Here is a 20601-nt window from a genome sequence, read left to right as displayed (position 1 = left end):
GTGTCCAGACGCCTGCTCGCGATCCCCCCGGCGATTGGGCTGGTCGCGGCGTTAACCGTCGCCGCCCCCGCCGACGCCTCGGTGGCGCGGTACGTGCCGCAGCCCGGCGACTTCTACGCCAACTACGCCGAACCGGCGGTCGCCCCCGAGACCGACGAGAGCTCCCCGGACGCCCGGGCCCGGAGCAAGGCCGGCAAGCCGGACAAGGCCGAGACCGGCGGCAACCCGGTCGCCGCCCGCGTGCTGGCCGAACGCCAGGCCGAGGCGCTGCGCACCGGGCTCAACCCGGCCGACTTCCTGTTCAAGAAGGCCAAGGTCGCCAAGCAGGGCAAGCTGCTGACCCTGCTGGTGGAGTTCGACGAGAACGCCCGCGACGACTTCTCCGGCTTCAGCCGCCCCAAGTCCACCGCCGACTCCGAGGACTGCGTCACCGAGCCGCCGGGCACCTTCTACAGCGGGCCGCTGCACAACCAGATCCCCGACCCGGCCGCCAGCGGCAAGGACAACTTCAGCTTCTGGGTGCCCGACTTCAGCCCGAAGCACTACAACGACCTGCTCTACTCCGACAAGGGGATCACCACCCGGGTCCGCCCCGACCTGACCGACCCGCGCGACGGCAAGAAGGGCATCGACGTCTCCGGCAGCCTCAAGGGCATGTACGAGGAGATGTCGAAGGGCGCCTACAGCGTCACCGGCCAGGCGATCGGCTGGCTGAAGGTGCCGCACTCCGAGGCGTGGTACGGCGCGACCGCCTGCGGCTCCGACATGTCCGACAACGGCGGCCACCCGGCCAACCCCAACGGCGGCGCGCAACTGCCCGTGGACGCGGTCAACGTGCTGGCCGCCCAGCAGCCCGACTTCCCGTGGGCCGACTACGACGTCGAGGACGTCAGCGACGCCGACCGCGACGGCAACTTCGCCGAGCCCGACGGCGTCATCGACCACCTGGTCATCGTGCACGCCGGCATCGACAAGTTGATGGGCGGCGGCGCGCAGGGCCCGCTGGCGCTGTGGGCCTACTCCAGCGCGGTGGCCGGCGGCCACACCATCCCCGGCACCGACAAGAAGATCTCGAACTTCATCATGCAGGGCGAGGACGCCGGCGTCGGCATCTTCGCCCACGAGTTCGGCCACGACCTGGGCCTGCCCGACCTCTACGACTCGCAAGGCCCCAGCTCCGACTCCAGCGTCGGCTTCTGGGACCTGATGTCGTCCGGCTCGCACTCCGGCGTGCTGTTCCAGACCGGCCCCACGCACATGGGCCTGTGGGGCAAGTGGATCATGGGCTGGGCCGACCCCGAGGCGGTCGGCCCGGGCGACCGCAAGCGCCTGCTCACCCTCGGCCAGTCCTCGCGCACGCCCAAGCTCACCGAGGACGGCGTCATCGTCAACCTGCCCGACCGGCGCTTCCCCCTGGCCACCCCGCACAGCGGCAGCAAGGCCTGGTGGTCGGACAACACCCAGAACTGGGCGGACGTACGGCTGAGCCGTACCCTCCAGGTCCCGGCCGGCGACCCCAAGTTCCGCCTCTGGAACCACTACGACATCGAGGCCGACTGGGACTACGGCTTCATCGAGGTCTCCACCGACGGCGGCGCCACCTGGGCCGAGCAGAAGATCTACGACGAGGCCGGCACGCTGGTCTCCACCGACGACGGCTACGCCGACCCCAACGGCCGGCTCGGCATCGACTTCAAGGGCAAGAAGTACGGCCTGACCGGCTCCACCGGCGGCTGGCGGCACGACTACGTGGACCTGGCCCCGTTCGCGGGCAGGACGATCCAGCTCCGGCTGCGCTACGCCACCGACCCCAACACCAACGAGAAGGGCTGGCTGAGCGACGACTTCAGCCTGACCGCCGGCGGCCGGACGGTGTGGAGCGACGACGCCGAGCAGGGCGCCAACGGCTGGACCGCCACCGTGGACAGCTGGGAGAACAGCAAGGGCCCCGGCTGGACGCTCGGCGACGGCGTCGCGCGCACCAAGCAGTTCTACCTCGCCGAGTGGCGCAACACCGACGGCTTCGACAAGGGCCTGGCCTGGGGCTACGACCACACCAGCTCGGCCGGCGGGGTGCAGCAGGTGGAGCGGGTCCGCTACAACGCGCCCGGCCTGCTGGTCACCCTGGCCGACGCGCACTACGAGCGCAACGACGTGGACGGTTTCCGCTACGACGCCCCGTCGATCGGCTCCAAGGGCCAGCTCCTGGTCGTGGACTCGCACTTCGACCCGCTCAAGCGCACCGGCGCCGGGGCCCAGGCCGACCCGACCTGGCACAAGAACCTGCCGGCGCGCAGCCAGAGCTCGAACGCGGCCTTCACCTTCGCCAAGACCTACCCGATGCGCGAGTGCTTCGCCGAGGGCGCGTGCTCGGACTTCCCGGCGCAGCGCGGGGTGCCGGTCTTCACCGACGCCAAGACCTGGTACCCGGGCCTGGAGATCCTCAACGGCGCGCCGGTGATCCGCAACGGGGCCGCCTCGGCGGTCGTGCCCTCGCTGGGCGACCAGCCGTACAGCACCCGGGTGGTGAACGCCGACGGCAGCCCGGCCACGGCGTTCTACGGACAGGACTTCTACGGCCACAAACTCGGCTCCGGCAACCCCGGGGACGAGGGCAAGGCCATGGGCGTGCAGATCAGGCTGGTCAGCCCGCTGCCGGGCAACCTGGCCGCGCTCGTGGAGGTGATCCCTCCCAAGAAGTAGAAGACGCGTGACCGGCCGCCGCGGGGGACACCGCGGCGGCCTTTATGCCGAATTGGGTGTTATGCCGACCATGCATCGATCGCCCGCCTAGTGTCCCGTCGCGTGCTCAGCAGACACCTTCTCGCGGCGCTCACGCTCCTCGCCGCGGTCCTCCTTCCCCTGCCCGCCCCGGCTCCGGCCCCGGCCGCCGCACCCGGTGACCGGCCGCCGCCCTGGCTGACCGCCGCCGCCTCGCCACCGCGCGACGAGCGCGCGCACCCGGAGCCGCGCATCGACGCCCGGGCGCGCAAGCAGGCCGAAGGCGGCCTCGCGGTCAGCGGCAACCCGGCCGCGGCGCGGGTGCTGGCCGCCCGCGAGGCCGAGGCCCTGCGCACCGGCAAGAACCCCGCGGAGTTCCTGCACAAGGGCGCCAAGCAGGTCAAGAAGGCCAAGGTGCTGACGCTGCTGGTCGAGTTCAACGACCAGGCGAACGATGATTTCTCGGGATTCGAGCGGCCCAGATCGCTCACCGGCGAACCCTGGGACTGCGTCACAGAACCGGCCGGCACCCGCAAGAACGGCCCCCTGCACAACCGCATCCCCGCCCCGGTGAAGGCCAAGGACAACAACGGCTTCTGGGTCAAGGACTTCAGCCCCAAGCACTACACCGACCTGCTCTACAGCGACCGCGGCCTGACCACCCGGGTGCGGCCCGACCTGATCGACCCGCGCGACGGCCGCAAGGGCGTCAACCTGTCCGGCCTGACCCTCAAGCGTTACTACCAGGAGCTGTCCGAAGGCGCCTACACGATCACCGGCACCGTCTCCGGCTGGGTGCGGGTCCCGCACTCCGAGGCGTGGTACGGCGCGACCGCCTGCGGGCGGCCCGCCTCCGACAACACCGGCCACCCGGCCAACCCGCTCGGCCCCGCCCAGCTCGCCGTGGACGCGGTCGACGCGCTCGGCGCGGGCTTCCCCTGGAAGGACTACGACCTGGAGGACGTGGCCGACGCCGACGGCGACCGGAACCACGCCGAGCCCGACGGCGTCATCGACCACCTCCAGCTCGTGCACGCCGGGCGCGACAAGTCCACCGACGGGGGAGCGGAGGGCACCTACGCGCTCTGGGCGCACTCCGGCTCGGTGCCGGGCGGCCACGCCGTACCCGGGGGGAGCCGGCGCGTCTCCAGCTACATGCTCCTGCCCGAGGACGCCGGGGTCGGGCTGTTCGCCCACGAGTACGGCCACGACCTGGGCCTGCCCGACCTCTACGACACCACCAACACCGCCACCCCGGACGTGGAGTTCTGGGACCTGATGTCCAGCGGCGCGCACGCCGGGCCGCTCTACCAGTCGATGCCGACCCATCTCGGGCTGTGGGGCAAGTGGCTGCTGGGCTGGGCCAACCCCCGGCGCTTCGCGCCCGGCGACGCGGCCCGCACGCTCACCCTCGGCCAGTCCTCACGCACCCCGTCCCGCGCGGTCGACGGGATCCGCGTGGACCTGCCCGTGCAGGCCACCCGCATGCTCACCCCGCACAGCGGCGGGCACGCCTGGTGGTCGGGCACCGGCCAGGACACCGCCGACGTCCGGCTGACCCGCCGGCTCCAGGTGCCCGCGGGCGGCGGCCGGTTCTGGATGTGGAACAACTACGAGCTGGAGTTCGGCCGCGACTTCGGCTACGTCGAGGTCTCGGCCGACGGCGGCGCGAGCTGGGAGCGCCAGCGCGTCTTCGACGCCGGCGGCGAGGAGGTGACCTTCGAGCTGGCCCTGACCGGGCGCACCTTCGACTGGCGGCACGACTACGTCGACCTGGCCCGCTACGCCGGCCGCCAGATCCACCTGCGCCTGCGGTACGTCACCGACGAGGCGGCCACCGAGCGCGGCTGGCACGCCGACGACTTCAGCCTCACCGAGGGCGGCGTCACGCTCTGGAGCGACGACGTCGAGCAGGGCGCGAACGGCTGGAGCGGCGGCTGGGAGGCCAACGACGGCCTGCGGCGCTCCTTCCGCGCCTACTTCGCCGAATGGCGCACCCTCGACGGCTTCGACCAGGGACTGCGGCACGGCTACGACACCAAGACCATGGGGCCTGGCACCTGGCTGGTCAGCAAGCTGCGCTACAACGCGCCGGGCCTGCTGGTCTGGCTCCGGGACGCCTCCTACCCCGCCAACGTGCTCATCCCCACCCTGGAGCAGCCGCCGAGCATCGGGGTGAAGGGCAGCCTGCTGCTGGTCGACTCGCACTACGAGCCCATGCGCCGGGCGAACGGCGAGAACCTGCCGGGCCGGGTGCAGGCGGCCAACGCCGCCTTCGCCACCAAGCCCGCGGGGCTGGCCGCCACCGGCGTGCCGCTCTTCACCGACGCCAAGACCTGGTATCCCGGCTTCGAGCAGCGCGACGGCTGGTTCTGGTACCGCGACTTCGACGCCTCGGTGGTCGTCCCGGCGCGCGGGCCGTACAGCACGAGGGTGGTCCTGCCGGACGGCAGGCCCGCCACCGGCGCCTACGGGACCGAGCTCGGCAACGGTCACAAGCTCGGCACGGGCGACCCCGGCAAGCTCGCCTACGGCGTGCGGTTCGAGGTCCTGCTGCCGCTCGCGGGCAACGTGACCGTGGTGGTCAAAGCGACGCCTTCGGGCCGATGATCACGGTTTCGCATCGTTCTTAACATTGAACCTGTCTGCACCTAACGTCTCCTCTGACTCACGCTTTTCAGAAAGGGAGACCTGTGACAGGCAGACCCCTGCTCGCCGCCTTCCTGGCGGCGGGCTTAACCGCCGCCGGGCTGACCTCCGGCGGCGTGGCGGCGCAGGCCGACACCACGCCCGCCCGCTACGTGCCCTCGGCCGCCGACCACTACATCAACTACGTCGAGCCGAGGTTCCCCACCGAGGAGGACACCTCGGAACTGGTCAACCCGGCCGCCCTGCGCCGCGCCGTCGAGATCGACAAGAAGCACCGCGACGGCAACCCCGCCGCGGCCCGAGTGCTGGCCGCCCGCGAGGCCGAGGCGCTCAGGACCGGCAAGAACCCCTTCGAGTTCATCTACAAGAAGGCGCCCAAGAAGCAGACGGCCAAGCTGCTGACGCTGCTGGTGGAGTTCAGCGAGACCGCCAACGACGACTTCTCCGGCGTGCAGCGCCAGGACTTCGACGACCCCGCGGTCTGCGTCACCGAGCCGGCCGGCACCAAGCTCAACGGCCCGCTGCACAACCAGTTGCCCAACCCCGCCGCCAGCGGCAAGGACAACTTCAGCATGTGGGTGCCCGACTTCAACACCAAGCACTACAACGACATGCTGTACTCGGACAAGGGCATCACCACCCGCGTCCGGCCCGACCTGAAGGACCCGCGCGACGGCAAGCCCGGCGTCGACATCTCCGGCTACTCGATGAAGAAGATGTACGAGGAGATGTCCAAGGGCGCCTACACCGTCACCGGTGAGGCGGTCGGCTGGATCAAGGTCCCGCACTCCGAGGGCTACTACGGCGCCGCCCGCTGCGGCGAGCGCGTGCAGGACATGTCCGGCCACCCGAGCAACCCGCGCTTCCCCGCCGGCAACGAGCAGCTCCCCATCGACGCGGTGACCGCCCTCGCGCAGCAGAACCCGGCCTTCCCCTGGGCCGACTACGACATCGAGGACGTGACCGACGCCGACGGCGACGGCAACTACAACGAGCCCGACGGCGTCATCGACCACCTCGTGCTGGTCCACGCCGGCGTCGACAAGTCCGGCGGCGGCGGCGCGCAGGGCAGCTACGCCCTGTGGGCGCACTCCTCCGACGTGGCCGGCGGCGCGACCATCCCCGGCACCAACCTGAAGATCTCCAACTACATCCTCCAGGGCGAGGACGCGGGCGTGGGCGTCTTCGCCCACGAGTACGGCCACGACCTGGGCCTGCCCGACCTGTACGACAACTCCGGCGCCGGCGGCGACTCCGACATCGCCTTCTGGGACCTGATGGCCAACGGCTCGCACTCCGGCCCGATCTTCCAGTCGATGCCGACGCACATGGGCCTGTGGGACAAGTGGATCCTGGGCTGGGCCAACCCCAAGGTGATCAACCCCGGTGACCGCAAGCAGGCCGTCACCGTCGGCCAGACCTCGCGCACGCCCAAGTTCACCGCGGACGGCGTCCGGGTCAACCTGCCCGGCCTGACCCGGGTCCAGACCACCCCGCACAGCGGCGCCAAGGTCTGGCAGTCCGGCAACGACCAGTCCAACTCCGACGTCCGCATCACCCGCGAGATCCAGGTGCCCGCGGACGCGAAGTTCTGGATGTGGAACAGCTACGCCATCGAGGGCGACTGGGACTACGGCTTCGTCGAGGTCTCCACCGACGGCGGCGCCACCTGGGCCGAGCAGAAGATCTTCACCGAGGGCGGGCAGCTCGTCTCCACCGGCGACGACTACACCGACCCCAACGGCGCGCTGGCCCGCCTGGACGGCAAGAAGTACGGCCTGACCGGCTACCAGCAGGCCTGGCGGCACGACTACGTGGACCTGGCCGCCTTCGCCGGCAAGACGGTCCAGCTCCGCCTGCGCTACATGACCGACGACCTGTTCATGGAGAACGGCTGGTTCGTCGACGACTTCTCGCTCACCTCCGGCGCGAACACCGTCTGGAGCGACGACGTCGAGCAGGGGCTCAACGGCTGGACGCCGCTGGTCACCAGCTTCAAGAAGCGCACCGTCGGCAAGGGCTGGCACCAGGGCGACGGCACCACCGCCGTCCAGCAGTACTACCTGGCCGAGTGGCGCAACACCGACGGCTTCGACGAGGGTCTGAAGTGGGCCTACGACACCAACTGGTTCGTGGACAACGCCTGGAACGTCGAGCGCGTCAAGTACAACGCGCCCGGCCTGCTGATCACGCTGCGCAACCACGTCTACGACGTCAACGACGTGGACGCCGCGCAGTTCGACCAGCCCTCGCTCGGGTCCAAGGGCTCGCTGCTGGCCGTCGACTCGCACTTCGAGCCGCTGCGCTACACCGGCGAGGCCGCCGAGCACCACCCGACGGTGCAGAAGAACGTCAACGCCTGGCTCCAGCCGGCCAACGCGGCCTTCGGCTTCGGCCGCACGCCGTCGTTCAAGTCGTGCACCAACGGCGCCGACGTGTTCACGCTCTACTGCAACACCTTCGGCGGCGAGCGCGGCGTCAAGGCCTTCACCGACGCCAAGACCTGGTATCCGGGCATCGAGGTGCGTGACGGCCGGCTGATGTTCCGCGACCGGGACGCCTCCGTCGTGGTGCCCTCGGTGGAGGGCCGGCCGTACACCACCAGGGCGGTCAACGCCGACGGCACCCCGGCCACCGAGCTGTACGGGACGACGATCACCGGCGGGCACGTCCTGGGCACCGGCAACCCCGCCGACGCGGGCGTGCAGAACGGTGTCGAGATCAAGCTGCTGCTCCCGCTGCCCGGGAACATCGGCGCGGTCCTCGAAGTGACCCCGGCCAAGAAGTAAGGATCATGGGCCGTCGCGGCTTTCCGTCGCGACGGCCCTACGATGTGATGCCATGAGGACCAAGGCCGAGCACACCGATGCCATCCGTCGCGACCGCCGCGTCGCGGTGGTCATCAACACGCGCTCGCGACGCGGCCGCAAGCACTACTTCGAGGTGCTCGACCAGATCCACGGCCTGGGGTTCGAGCCGCTGGCGGAATACTCGGTCGTCAACCCCAAACGGTTGCGCGCCCATCTGGACAAGGCCCTGGAGCTCAAGCCCGACCTGCTGATCGTGGGCGGCGGCGACGGCACGCTCTCCTCCGCGGTGCGCCACGTCGCGCACAAGGACGTGGCCCTCGGTGTGCTGCCGCTGGGCACCACCAACAACTTCGCGCGCAGCCTCGGGCTGCCCCTCGACCTGGCCGGAGCCATCCGCGTCTTCGCCGAGGGCAAGGTGGCCGACATCGACCTCGGCATGGCCGGCGACCGGCCGTTCGCCAACCTGGCCAGCTTCGGCGTCTCCGTCGAGGTCGCCGGCAAGGTGAAGCCGTGGCTCAAGCGGCTCATCGGCCGCCCCGCCTACCCGCTGACCGCGCTCACCATCCTGCCCGGCCACACGCCCTTCCGCGCCTTTATCACCGTGGACGGCAAGCGGCACGAACTGCTCACGCACCAGCTCAACATCGCCAACGGGCGCTTTCACGGCGGCTGGCAGGTGGCCAAGGACATCAGCATCGACAACGGGCTGCTGGTGGCCTACCAGCTCGGATCCGGCAAGAAGGTGCGGCTGCTCGGCGAGACCCTCGCCCGCGCCACCACCGGCCGCTGGCGCAGCCTGGCCGGGGGGCCGTTCGTGACCGGGCGGGAGATGGTCCTGGAGACCGAGCCGCCCATGGCGGCCGACGTCGACGGCGAGGTGCGGCTGATGACGCCGCTCACGCTGCGCGTCGTGCCCAACGGGGTGCGGGTCATGGTGCCCGACTCCTTCGAGGACCGCTAGGGGCCGAGACGGTCGGTGAAGTAGGCGCGTTCCGCCTCGTTGCCGGTGAGGTCGAGGGCCTGGCGGTAGGCCGCGGCGGCCTCCTCGTCGCGGCCGAGCCGGCGCAGCAGTTCGCCCTTGACCGCGGGGAGGTACTGGTAGCCGTCCATCTGCGTCTCCAGGCGTTCCACCACCCGCAGCGCGGCCTCGGGGCCGTGGACCATGGCCAGGGCGACGGCGCGGTTGAGCTCGACCACCGGGGACGGCCACACCTCGTGGAGCCTGCCGTACAGCTCGAGGATCTGCCGCCAGTCGGTCTCCGCGTACGTCGGCGCCTGGGCGTGGAGCAGGGCGATGGCCGCCTGGAGCAGGAAGCGTCCGGGCGGGCCCGCGCGCAGGGCGGTGTCGACGAGCGTGTGGCCCTCGGCGATGGCCGCGCGGTCCCAGGTGGAGCGGTCCTGGTGCTCCAGGAGGACGAGGCGGCCCTCGGCGTCGGTACGGCCGGCCTGGCGGGCGTGGTTGACCAGCAGGAGGGCGAGCACGCCCGCGATCTCCAGCTCGTCCGGCATCATGCCGTGCAGCAGCCTGGCCAGGTCGATGGCGCGCACCTGGAGGTCGGCCCGGGTCAGGTCGGCGCCGTGCGGAGCGGTGTGCCCGGTGGTGAACAGCAGGTGGATCACGGTGAGGACGGCGTCCAGCCGGGCCGGCAGCTCGGCGTCGGAGGGGACGCGGAACGGGATGTGCGCCAGGGCGATCTTCTTCTTGGCCCGGGTGATGCGCGCCGCCATGGCGGGCTCGGTGACCAGGAAGGCCCTGGCGATGTCGGGGGTGGCGACGCCGCACACCAGCCGGAGCGTGAGCGCCACCTGCGCCGCGGTGTCGAGGGCCGGGTGGCAGCACATGAAGACGAGCCGCAGCCGGTCGTCGCCGATCGACGACGGCTCCTCGGGGGTGTCCGTGCCGGAGCCGGTGTCGTCGGTGTCCTCGATGTGGTCGTCGGTGTCCCCGGTGAGCAGGGGCAGTTTGGTGCGCAGCACCCGTTCGCGGCGGAGCGCGTCGAGCGCCTTCCTGCGCGCGGTCGTGACCAGCCACGCGCCGGGGTTGGCGGGGATCCCGGCGTGGGTCCACGCGTCCAGCGCGGCGACGTACGCCTCCTGCACGCACTCCTCGGCCAGGTCGAGTTCGCGCGTGACGCGCACCGTCGCGGCGAGCACGCGGGCCCATTCGCGACGGTGCGCGTCGGCGAGCGCGCGCCGGACCGCGCGCCGATCCGCCATGGTCAGCTCTCGACCAGCGGCCGGATCTCCACACCACCGTCCATGATCGGAAGCAGCTTGCCCACCTGGATCGCGTGGTCGAGGTCTCTCGCCTCGATCACGAAGATCCCGGCGAACGCCTCCTTCGTCTCCAGGAACGGCCCGTCGGTCACGACTCCCCCCTTCCTGATGGTGGTCGCGACGCTCGCCGGTTGCAGCGCCGTCTCGTCCACCACCCGCGCGCCCAGGGCCTTGATCCCCTCTTCCGCGGCGATGTTGGCCTCCATGACGTCGGCCGGGATCTCCTCGACGGGGATCTCACGCTCGTAAATCAAGATCGCGTACTTGGGCATCTGCCGATCCTCTCTCAGGCCTGTCACCTATGACGACTCACCTATGACGACGAACGGCTCGGCGGAAATCGACACGCCTGTTCAGGGCGGGCCGGCAAAGAGCCGGTCAAGATACTCGTCCAGTACGGCCAGCGCCGTACTCGCGTCGGTCTGGCCGAGGAGGACGTGCGTGCCGAGGCCCTCGGCCAGCGCGAACAACCCGGCGGCGGCGCGCTCGGGGTCGAGGGTCGTGGGCGCGTCCCCGGTCTGCCTGGCCTGCCGCAGCAGCAGGACCAGCAGGTCGTTCAAGGCGGCGTAGCCGGTGCTCAGATGCTCGGCGAGTGCCGGGTTCACCAGGGCCCGGGCGGTGAACGCGGTGGCGATGCGGAGTTCGGCGAGGCGGCGCTCGTCGGTGGGGACGAGTTCGGCGAGGACGCGGCGCAGGACGGTGCGGGGGAGCTGGTCGCCGTCGCCGAGGCTCTGCCGTACGCGCTCGGAGCCTCGTTCGCTGATGTGGTCGAGGGCGAACAGCAGCATCTGGTCCTTGCTGCGGAAGTAGTGCTGGACGGAGCCGAGCGAGACGCCCGCCTCGGCGGCCACGTCGCGCAGGTTCACCGCGTCGAGCCCGCCCCGGTCGATGATCGCCAGCAGGGCTTCGGCGATCTGCCCGCGGCGTTCCTCGTGCCGGGCGCCGAGCCCCCGCGTCCGACCGCCTTCATCCCCCACGGCCGAAGCTTATCAGTACATCCGACTTGCTTTAGTGGCCGCACGTAGGTCATTCTCATACACACGTATTGATTTGAGGGTGATGGAGAAACCGATGATCCGATGGCGATGGACCCACGGGATGGCGCTGGCCGTCCTCGCGGCCGGCCTGGTCACAACCCCGGCGAGCCCGCAGGTCCGCACCGACCTCGGCTGGGTGAAGGGCACGCAGACCGCAGGCCACCGCCTCTACCAGGGCATCCCGTACGCCGCCGCCCCCACGGGCGAGCGGCGCTGGCGCTCGCCCGGCCCCGCCGCCCCATGGCCAGGCGTTCGAGATGCCACGGCCCCCGGACCCCGCTGCACCCAGCCCACCGCCCCGGCCGGCACGTCGGAGGATTGCCTGTACCTCAACGTGACCGTCCCCCGCACCCCGGGCGGGCGGAAACCGGTCATGGTGTGGCTGCACGGCGGCGGCTTCGTCGAGGGGGCGGGCAGCGACTTCGACGCCCGCCGCCTGGCCGCCACCGGCGACGTCATCGTGGTCACCGTCAACTACCGGCTGGGAGTCTTCGGGCTGTTCGCCCACCCGGGCCTGGCCGGTTCCGGCGGGTTCGCCCTGGAGGACCAGCAGGCCGCCCTGCGCTGGGTGCGCCGCAACGCCGCCGCGTTCGGCGGCGATCCCGGCAACGTCACGCTGTTCGGCGAGTCCGCCGGGGGCAAGAGCGTCTGCGCGCACCCCGCCTCACCGGGCGCGGCGGGCCTGTTCCAGCGGGCGATCATGCAGAGCGCGCCGTGCACGGGGACGGTCCCGGCCGGGACGATGTTCCCCGGCCTCCCGGCCTTCCACCAGTGGCCGACGGTCGCCGAGCGGGAGGGCGACGGCGCCCGGCTCGCCGCCGAGGTGGGCTGCGCCGACCCGGCGACCGCGCTCGCCTGCCTGCGCCGGCTGCCCGCCGAGCGCCTGCTTCCGCTGCACGACCGCTTCATCACGCCCGCGGCCGGCAGCCCGGTCCTGCCGAAGGACCCCGAGCGGGCCATGGCCGAGGGTGCCTTCCACCGCGTCCCGGTGATCTCCGGGACCACCCGTGACGAGATGCGGTACATGGTCGCCCTCTTCTACGAACTGCCCGGCACGCCGATCACCGCGGCGACCTACGCCCGGCTGCTGGAGGAGGCGTTCGGCGCGCGGGCCGGGGAGGTCGCCCGCAGGTACCCGCTCGACCGGTACGGCTCGCCCGGGCTGGCGTGGGCGAGCCTGACCACCGACGTGGTCTTCAGCTGCCCGACCCACGAGCGCAACGGGAGCCTCGCCCGGCGGGTGCGCACCTACGCCTACGAGTTCACCGGAGCCGACGTCACCACCGAGATCCCCGGATCGGACTTCCCGCTCGGCTCCGCGCACGGCGCGGAACTCGCCTACCTGTTCCCCGCCTCGGGACGCGACCCGCTGTCCGCCCTCATGATCAAGTACTGGACGGCGTTCGCCCGCACGGGCGACCCCAACACGCCCGGCCTGCCGCGCTGGCCGGCCTTCGACCCCGACCGCCCCACCACCCAGGTCCTGGCCTCGCCGCCCGCGCGGACCGAGCCGGGCGACCTCGCCACCGCCCACCAGTGCGGGTTCTGGTCCTAGACGATCGATTCCCTGGGGTGGAGAACCACCCATCGGCTAGCTCTCCGCGAAGGCGGTGTAGGCCGCGGTGAGCTCGGCCGTGAGGCCGTCCGGGGCCGGGTGGAGGCGCAGGAGCAGGCCGGGCGGGGGCGTGCCGCGGCGTTCGGGGCGGTGGACAGTGGCGCCGGAGGCGAAGAAGTCGCCCAGCCGCTCGGCGAACGGCACGTCCTCGACCAGATCGGGGTCAGACGGCGGACCGGGCACGGCGTCGAGTTCGCTGAGAAGCTGATCCCGGCCGCGGCCCCGCCAGGCCAGCACCAGGAACGGGTCCTCGTCGAACGACTCGGCCAGCAGGTACAGCACCGCCGACAGGTGCTTGCACGGCAGCCCCCAGTCGGGGCACGAGCACCGCATGTCCAGGTCGCGCGGGAACAGGTCCACGCCACGGGCGGCGAAGACCTCCTCGATCTCCTCCGGCATCTCCCCGGCCAGCAGCCGCGCCCGGTGCACCGCCTGGGCCGACATCGCCGCCTGCAGCTCGGCCCACCGCTGCTCGCCGTAGGCCTCGATCCTGACCTCCACCTCGTACGGCTCCCGCCGCGACCCCTGCACGCGGGCGGCGACCAGGCCGGGGGACAGGTCGAGGTGGAGCACCTGCCCGGCTCTGGCGTACGCGCGGCCGCGCGACAGGCGGCCCTTGTCGCAGACGCGCTCCAGGATGTCGATGAACCGCCGCGACCACCACGCCGACCCGATCGACCCCCGCCGCGACCGGGCCTTCAACCCGCCCTCGACCCGCACCGGCCGCCCCCAGCCACCCGGGCCGCCGGACGTCATGCCACGGCCTCGGCGGTCAGCCGGAAGACCTCGCGCAGCTCCTCCGTGGACAGCTCCGTCAGCCACTCCTCGCCCGCGCCGACCACCCGCTCGGCCAGCGCCTTCTTGCGCTCGATCATCGCGTCCACCCGCTCCTCCAGCGTCCCGGCGCAGATGAGCTTGCGCACCTGGACCGACCGCCGCTGCCCGATCCGGTAGGCGCGGTCGGTCGCCTGGTCCTCCACCGCCGGGTTCCACCACCGGTCGAGGTGGATGACGTGCGAGGCGGAGGTCAGGTTCAGCCCCACCCCGGCCGCCTTCAGCGACAGCAGGAACAACATCGGCTCCTCCTCCCGCTGGAACCGCTCCACCAGCCGGTCCCGCGTCCCCTTCGGCAGCCCGCCGTGCAGGAACAGCACCGGCCGGTCCAGCCGCTGTTCGAGGTACGGCTGGAGCAGCCCGCCGAACTCGGCGTACTGCGTGAACAGCAGCGCCTTCTCGCCCTCGGCCAGGATCTCCGCGCCCAGCTCCTCGACCCGCGCCAGCTTGCCCGACCTCCCGGCCAGCCGGGAGCCGTCCTTGAGCAGGTGCGCCGGATGGTTGCAGACCTGCTTGAGCTTGGCCATCGCGGCCAGCACCAGCCCACGCCGCTCGACGCCCTCGCTGTCGTCGATGCGGCCCATCATGTCGTCGAGCACCGCCCGGTAGAGCGTGGCCTGCTCGGGCGTGAGCGAGCACCACTCCTTGACCTCCAGCTTGTCCGGCAGGTCGGAGATGATGGACTTGTCGGTCTTGAGGCGCCGCAGGATGAACGGCCCCGTCGCCCGGCGCAACGCCCGCTCCGCGCCCTCGTCGCCACGTGCCTCGATCGGCTCCTGGTAACGCCGCCTGAACGCCTGCCTCGGCCCGAGCAGCCCCGGATTGCAGAACTCCATGATCGACCAGAGCTCGGCCAGGTGGTTCTCCACCGGGGTGCCGGTCAGCGCCAGCCGCGTGTCGGCCCCGATGGTACGCAGGGCCCTGGCCTGGAGCGTGCCGCTGTTCTTGATCGCCTGCGCCTCGTCGCACACCACGCGCCGCCAGCCGACCTCGCGCAGCGTCTCGACGTCTCGCTGGGCCGTGCCGTACGTCGTGACCACCAGATCGGCCCCCGCGATCCGCGCCGGGTCGCGGCCCGGGCCGTGGTGCACGTACACGCGCAGGTCCGGGGCGAACCGCGCCGCCTCGCGCTCCCAGTTGCCCAGCAGGGACATCGGGCACACCAGCAGCGTCGGCCGCTCCGCCCGCTCGTGCACGAGCAGCGCGAGGGTCTGCACCGTCTTGCCCAGCCCCATCGAGTCGGCCAGCACACCGCCCAGCCCGAGCTCGGACAGGAAGCTCAGCCAGGCCAGGCCGCGCTCCTGGAAGGGCCGTAGCGTCGCCTTGAGGCCCTCGGGGGCGGGCACCGGGGCCAGGCGGCGTTCGGCCTGCCCGGACAGCAGGTCGCCCAGCGCGCCGTCCGCGTCCACCTCCAGCAGCGGCAGCTCGCCCTCCTCGCCGCCCACCACCTGGCGCAGGATCTCGCCCGCGCTCAGCTCGCCCTCGCGCCGCCCGGCCACCGCGCGCAGGGCCGCCTGGAGCTGGCGATCGTCTAGCTCGACCCAGGAGCCGCGCACCCGCACCAGGGGGACCTTGAGCCGGGCCAGTTCGGCCAGCTCCGCCTCGTCGATCGGCCGGCCGTCCACGGCCAGGTCGACCCGGAAGTCCACCAGCTCGTCCAGCCCGAACCCCTGCGCCGTCGCCGCGCTCTGCCGGCTCCTGGACCTGGTGGTCAGCTTCAACCCCAGTCTGGACTTGCCCGCCCACCTGGGCAGATGGACCCCGAACCCGGCCGCCTGGAGGAGCGGGGCCGCCTGCCGGAGGAAGGCGAACGCGCCGGCCGTGTCGAGCTCCAGCTCGTACGGCTCGGCGGTCCGTAGGGCGGGGTCTAGGCCCGGGTAGAGCCGTACCGCCCGTCCGAGGCCGGCCAGCAGTTCGTGGCCTGGCCGTCCCGCAAGCCCCGGCACCGCTTCACCGGCCCAGATCCGCTCGGCGGGGATCTGGAGGCTGGGGTCGTCAGCGGGCTGCAGGGCGAACTCCACCCGCCACACATCGCCCCGGCTGGGAGGGGGTGGGGTGGGCACGGTGGCGGGCTCGGCGATGCCCAGGGGCTCGGTAAGGGATCGGGGCCGCGTGATGTCCGATGGGTCGGCGGGGTCGGCGGGGTCGCCGGCCGGCTCGGCGATGCTCGGCGGCTCGCTGGGAGTGGCGGAGGGCTCGGTGATGGCCGGGGGCTCGATGGCCTCCGGGGAGTCGGTGGCCTCCGGAGTTTCCGTGGTGGGTGGGGGTTCGATCAGGCGGAAGCAGAGGCGGGCGCCGCCCTCCGTGCTGGCCGTCCGGTGCCAGCGGTCGAGGTCGTGGCGGAGCTCGGGCAGATCGACGCAGCGGGCGTCCGGGCCGGTCAGGGCGGACAGCCAGCGGTCGCGCAGTGTGCGGGCGCGGGGGACGAGGGGAGTGGTGAGGGCGCGGCGGGCGGCGGCGTCGGTGAGCTGGGCGAGCGCGTGGTTCAGGACCGTTGCGGAGGGGCGTTCCTCGGTTCCGGTACGGCAGGCGGGTGGCATGGCGAGGGCCAGTTCGCGCAGGTGGGCGGCGTCCGCGCCGGTCACCACCGGACGCCACCTCGCCTCGGCGTTCGGTTCTGGGACCGTCCACATGTCGCCCGGCTCGGCCGTGGGGTCGTCGGCGACCAGGGCTGGGACCACCCGGCCCCGCCGTACGAGATCGGTGGCGAAGGCGGCCACCGCCGCGCAGTGCCGGAGCGTGGCGGTGAACCCGCCGGAACCCTCGGCGGGGTGGCCGGGGGTGCCGTCCAGGTGGAGAAGTTGGAGGGCGTCGGCGGGCTGGAGGAGCAGCGCGGGGACCGACCAGGTGCGCAGGCGCAGGCGCGTGGTCGAGACGGCGCGGCCGGACTCAGGGGAGACCGGGCTGGGCTCGAGGGAGACCGGGCTGGGCTCGAGGGAGACCGGGCTGGGCTCGAGGGAGACCGGGCTGGGCTCGAGGGAGGCCAGGCTGGGCTCGAGGGAGGCCAGGCTGGGCTCGAGGGAGGCCAGGCTGGGCTCGGGGGAGGCCAGGCCGGCTTCCGGGGAGGCCAGGCCGGCTTCCGGGGAGGGCAGAGGCTCGTGGGAGGAGCCGGGGAGGAGGAGCCGAAGCTCAAGCTCGGCGACCGGCTCCACGACCTCGCCTAGCACGCCCGCCAGCCACGCCCGCAACTCGCCCACACCCGCCGCAAAGGGGTGCCCCACGACCGAGGCCCCCGAGGCTTCAGCGGTCTCCGGATCGGGCGCGGCTCCCCGCGAACCAGGGGAGCCCCCGGTGGCGGCGGAGACGGCGGCGGAGGTGGCGGCGGAGGGTTCGGCAGGTAGAGGTCGCGCGGGCTCGAGGGGAGAGGGGGAGTGACGGGGGCGGTGGCCCGTGGAAGTGGTGGCTGGGCTGGAAGAAGCCGTGGAGGTAGGGGTGGAGGGGTGCTCGGCCCAGAGGGCGAGCCCCTCGTGTTCCCAGATCCCGTGGACGACCAGCACCCGGGCAGGTTACCCGCACCCGCCGACAGACCCGGACCGTTCGGAGGAGGCCGGATCGCGGGGAGGGGGCGTAGATTGGGTGGTATGAACCGTCCAGGAGACTGGTGCGAACGGCCGGGGCCGCAGGCGCCGTCCTGCGAGCTCCCCTCGCCGTTCAAGGCGCCGAAGAAGCCGGATGAGTGGTGCGGGGTTCAGGAGTCGCCGGTGACGAAGGTGGTCGACTTCCTCTTCCGGGTCGCCCGCCGTTGAGGCAATCCTGACCTTCGCTTGCCGTACCCCCGCGTCCCCAACGGGAAGGAACTAATGGGGACGAAGGGGGTATTGGCATGCCTGAAGAGGAAGAGCGGACGGCGGGGTTCGTCGGGGCGCATGAGCAGGTCCTGGGAGCGCCGACCGACTGGCTGTCGTTGAACACCGCGCCCGCCAGACCGGGGGTGGAGGCGAACGCGGTGGCGGCGAAGGCCGGGCGGCCTGAGGTGTTCGTGCCGGCGGACCTGCGCACGGGGGAGATCCTCGACGTCAGCCCGGCCCGCGAGCAACGAGCAGAGCGGCGAGCGGAGCGGCGCGAGGCCGACGAGCGCGACCCGCGGCAGGGCGTGGAGGACGCGGTGGAGGCGGACCTCGACGGCAGGTGAAGAAGCTGGCAGGTGAAGAAGCCGGCGGGTGAGGAAGCCGGCGGGTGAGGAAGTCCGGCGGCGGGTGAAGGACGCTCAACGGCAGGCTCAACGGCAGGTGGGAGCTCGACGGCAGGTGAAACAGGCCGCCGTGAGTGAGGGGCTCCCGGCGGGGTAGGCGGGGTGCGTGAACGACAAGTCCAAGTCCACCTCCGAACTGATCGGCGAGCTGTCGGAGCACCTGACCACGCTGGTGCGTCAGGAGCTGACGCTGGCCAGGCTCGAACTGGCCCGCAAGGGCCGCAGGGCCGGGTTCGGCGCGGGGCTGCTGGGCGCGGCCGGGATGACCGCGTTCCTCGGCGGGGCCACGCTGGTGGCCACCGTGGTGTTGCTCCTCGCGCTGGTGCTGCCCGCCTGGGCCGCGGCCGCCATCGTGGCGGCGGTGCTGCTGGCGGTCGCCGCGGTGCTCGGCCTGGCCGGGCGCGCGCAGGTCGCCAAGGCGACGCCGCCGGTGCCGGAGGAGACGATCGCGAGTGTCAAGGCCGATCTCGACGAGGTGAAGGGGAGGGCTCGACGATGACCGAGTCCAGCGGGGGCGAAGGCCCCCGGGTGCACGCGGGTGACATGGGTGCGCACCGGGCGACGGTGGGGGAGCCGACCGACGAGCTGTCGGTGAACGTGCCCCCGACCAAGCCGGAGGCGCTGGAGAACGCACGGGCCGCCGAGCGGGCCCGCGAACCGGAGGAGGTCTTCGTGGCCGAGCCGCCGGTGCCCGACGACCGGGTGGGCGAGCAGGACACCGGCGAGTATCGGAGCGCACGCATGGACGAGCAGGGCAGAGCCAAGTCCCATGAGCACGACGCCGAGACGATGATCGTCTCGCATGCGCCCGGCGGCGGGAGCACGCGGCACGCGGGCACCCGCGCCGACCACCACCGGGCCGGCGACACCACGGAGGCCGACGAGGCCCGGGTGCGCACCGAGATCGTGGAGACACGCGAGCGCGTGGGCGAGACCGTCGAGGCGCTGACCGCCAAGACCGACGTCAAGGCCCGCCTCAAGGAGGCCGCGCCGGCCAACCTGCACGAGGCGGCCGAAGAGGTGAAGAAGCGGCCGAAGCTGCTGGTGGCCGCCGCCGGGGTGGTCGCCGCGCTGGTGATCCGCAAGCTGCTGAGGAGAGGCCGGAAGTAGACCCATGCCCCCTCCCCCCGAGCGGCCCTCCCACCTGCCTCGCCGTGCCTGGTGGGGCGTGATCAAGCGCACCCTGAAGGAGATGGCCAACGACCGGATCCAGGACTGGGCCGCCGCGCTCACCTACTACGGCGTGCTGTCCATCTTCCCGGCCCTGATCGTCCTGGTGTCGTTACTGGGCCTGCTGGGCCGCGACGACGCCTCCGCGCTGGTGCGGAGCGTCGCCGTGCTGACCCCGGCCGAGGTGCGCGACCTGCTGGTCGGCGGCGTCGAGGGCGTGGCCAAGAGCGGCCGTACGGCCGGCGTCTTCGCCCTCGTCGGCCTGGGCGTGGCGCTGTGGTCGGCCTCCGGGTACATCGCCGCCTTCGTCCGGGCGTGCAACGCCATCTACGACATCGAGGAAGGCCGGCCGATCTGGAAGCTGACCCCGTTGCGGCTCGGCCTGACGCTCCTGGTCATGGTGCTGCTGGCGGCCGGGGCGATCGCGGTCACGCTGACCGGGCAGCTCGCCGACCTGGCGGGTCAGGCGCTGGGCCTTCGTGAGGCGTTCGTGGCGACCTGGGACATCGTGAAGTGGCCGGTCCTGGCGTTGATCGCGGCCGGGTTGATCATGGTGTTGTACTGGGCCGCGCCGAACGTCCGCCAGCCGTCCGTGCGCTGGATCACGCCGGGCGGCATCCTCGCGGTGCTGCTGTGGGTGCTGGTCTCGGCCGGGTTCGCGCTGTACGTGGCCAACTTCAGCTCCTACAACGCCACCTACGGCACACTGGCCACGGTCGCGGTCTTCCTGGTGTGGCTGTGGCTGTCCAACCTGGTGCTGCTGTTCGGCGCGGAGCTCGACGCCGAGCTGATGCGGGCCCGCAACATCGCGATGGGCCGGCCGGTGAACAGCGAGCCGTACGCGGTCCCGCGTGATCCGCCCAAGCCCGATACGCTGCCGGAGTGATCCGTCTTCTGCTCGCCGCGCTGCTGCTGGTGGCCGGGTGTGGCGCCGGTTCGGCCGTCAGCCACTACGGCCAGGTCACCGCGGGCGCCAAGGGCGCCACCACCAAGGTCGAGGTCGGCAAGGGGCAGCGGTTCGCGCTCGCCGTGCCGGACAACCCCGGGGTGGGCGACTCGTGGGAACTGGTGGAGCTGCCCGACGTCAAGGTGGCCGCCTACATCAGTCACGAGCGCGAGGCGGCCGGCGAGCGGCCGGGCGCGGGCGGCACGAGCTACTTCGTGTTCAACGCCAAGCGCCCGGGCACGGCGCGGATCCGGCTGTTCGACTGCTGGCGCTGCACCGACCGGAAGAACCCGACGCCCGAGTCGGGCGAGGCGATCTTCGACGTCACTGTTCGCTGACCGATCAATGTT

The 20601-nt window shown here is 72.1% G+C and carries 16 protein-coding genes; 11 read left to right on the top strand and 5 right to left on the bottom strand.

What is annotated here, in order from left to right:
• From ACIBG7_RS21170 to ACIBG7_RS21155, 4 genes are all read left to right on the top strand, one after another.
• A complete protein-coding gene (locus ACIBG7_RS21170) occupies positions 1–2703 on the top strand; it encodes an immune inhibitor A domain-containing protein (protein ID WP_397337318.1) in 2703 nt (900 codons plus the stop codon).
• Between the two features lie 102 nt (positions 2704–2805).
• Positions 2806–5331: an immune inhibitor A domain-containing protein gene (locus ACIBG7_RS21165; RefSeq protein ID WP_397337316.1), complete on the top strand. Its 2526-nt coding sequence runs from the start codon at positions 2806–2808 to the stop codon at positions 5329–5331.
• An 83-nt stretch (positions 5332–5414) separates the two neighbouring features.
• A complete protein-coding gene (locus ACIBG7_RS21160) occupies positions 5415–8159 on the top strand; it encodes an immune inhibitor A domain-containing protein (RefSeq protein WP_357920413.1) in 2745 nt (914 codons plus the stop codon).
• A gap of 52 nt (positions 8160–8211) precedes the next feature.
• Positions 8212–9141 carry a diacylglycerol kinase family protein gene (locus ACIBG7_RS21155; RefSeq protein WP_357928359.1) on the top strand — a complete coding sequence of 310 codons (930 nt, stop codon included), beginning with the start codon at positions 8212–8214 and terminating at the stop codon, positions 9139–9141.
• Here ACIBG7_RS21155 and ACIBG7_RS21150 read toward each other — a convergent pair.
• The 3 genes from ACIBG7_RS21150 to ACIBG7_RS21140 all read right to left on the bottom strand — a co-directional run bounded on the left by ACIBG7_RS21150 (position 9138) and on the right by ACIBG7_RS21140 (position 11434).
• Positions 9138–10397: an RNA polymerase sigma factor gene (locus ACIBG7_RS21150; RefSeq protein WP_397337315.1), complete on the bottom strand. Its 1260-nt coding sequence runs from the start codon at positions 10395–10397 to the stop codon at positions 9138–9140. The genes ACIBG7_RS21155 and ACIBG7_RS21150 overlap by 4 nt on opposite strands.
• Positions 10398–10399: 2 nt before the next feature.
• Positions 10400–10729, bottom strand: coding sequence for a YciI family protein (locus ACIBG7_RS21145; RefSeq protein WP_397337314.1), 330 nt, complete (start codon positions 10727–10729; stop codon positions 10400–10402).
• Positions 10730–10810: 81 nt separating this feature from the next.
• Complete coding sequence (locus ACIBG7_RS21140; protein WP_357928350.1) at positions 10811–11434, bottom strand: TetR/AcrR family transcriptional regulator; 624 nt, start codon at positions 11432–11434, stop codon at positions 10811–10813.
• Between the two features lie 94 nt (positions 11435–11528).
• Here ACIBG7_RS21140 and ACIBG7_RS21135 point away from each other — a divergent pair, with 94 nt between their 5' ends.
• A complete protein-coding gene (locus ACIBG7_RS21135; RefSeq protein ID WP_397337313.1) occupies positions 11529–13049 on the top strand; it encodes a carboxylesterase/lipase family protein in 1521 nt (506 codons plus the stop codon).
• Between the two features lie 36 nt (positions 13050–13085).
• Here ACIBG7_RS21135 and ACIBG7_RS21130 read toward each other — a convergent pair whose 3' ends face one another.
• Both ACIBG7_RS21130 and ACIBG7_RS21125 read right to left on the bottom strand, forming a co-directional pair.
• Complete coding sequence (locus ACIBG7_RS21130; RefSeq protein ID WP_397337311.1) at positions 13086–13865, bottom strand: SWIM zinc finger family protein; 780 nt, start codon at positions 13863–13865, stop codon at positions 13086–13088.
• Positions 13862–17164 carry an SNF2-related protein gene (locus ACIBG7_RS21125; protein WP_397337310.1) on the bottom strand — a complete coding sequence of 1101 codons (3303 nt, stop codon included), beginning with the start codon at positions 17162–17164 and terminating at the stop codon, positions 13862–13864. Before ACIBG7_RS21125 ends, ACIBG7_RS21130 begins: the two co-directional genes overlap by 4 nt.
• Positions 17165–17524: 360 nt before the next feature.
• On the opposite strand from ACIBG7_RS21125, the gene ACIBG7_RS21120 reads away from it, so the two are divergent.
• The 6 genes from ACIBG7_RS21120 to ACIBG7_RS21095 all read left to right on the top strand — a co-directional run bounded on the left by ACIBG7_RS21120 (position 17525) and on the right by ACIBG7_RS21095 (position 20589).
• Entirely contained in the window at positions 17525–17689 is a 165-nt protein-coding gene (locus tag ACIBG7_RS21120) for a hypothetical protein (RefSeq protein WP_397337309.1), read from the top strand.
• Positions 17690–17766: 77 nt separating this feature from the next.
• Positions 17767–18075: a hypothetical protein gene (locus ACIBG7_RS21115; protein WP_397337308.1), complete on the top strand. Its 309-nt coding sequence runs from the start codon at positions 17767–17769 to the stop codon at positions 18073–18075.
• Between the two features lie 166 nt (positions 18076–18241).
• A complete protein-coding gene (locus tag ACIBG7_RS21110) occupies positions 18242–18634 on the top strand; it encodes a phage holin family protein (RefSeq protein ID WP_397337306.1) in 393 nt (130 codons plus the stop codon).
• Entirely contained in the window at positions 18631–19245 is a 615-nt protein-coding gene (locus tag ACIBG7_RS21105) for a DUF3618 domain-containing protein (RefSeq protein WP_357928333.1), read from the top strand. The genes ACIBG7_RS21110 and ACIBG7_RS21105 overlap by 4 nt, the downstream gene beginning before the upstream one ends.
• A 58-nt stretch (positions 19246–19303) precedes the next feature.
• A complete protein-coding gene (locus tag ACIBG7_RS21100; protein ID WP_397337305.1) occupies positions 19304–20191 on the top strand; it encodes a YihY/virulence factor BrkB family protein in 888 nt (295 codons plus the stop codon).
• The gene (locus tag ACIBG7_RS21095; protein ID WP_357928327.1) at positions 20188–20589 is read left to right on the top strand and encodes a protease inhibitor I42 family protein; all 402 of its coding nucleotides are present in this window, start codon (positions 20188–20190) and stop codon (positions 20587–20589) included. The genes ACIBG7_RS21100 and ACIBG7_RS21095 overlap by 4 nt, the downstream gene beginning before the upstream one ends.
• The last annotated feature ends 12 nt before the right edge of the window (positions 20590–20601 follow it).

Source organism: Nonomuraea sp. NPDC050328 (assembly GCF_044459405.1).
Classification (GTDB): domain Bacteria; phylum Actinomycetota; class Actinomycetes; order Streptosporangiales; family Streptosporangiaceae; genus Nonomuraea.
The sequence above is the reverse complement of the archived record's forward strand: the minus strand, read 5'-3'. Positions and strand labels throughout refer to the sequence as shown.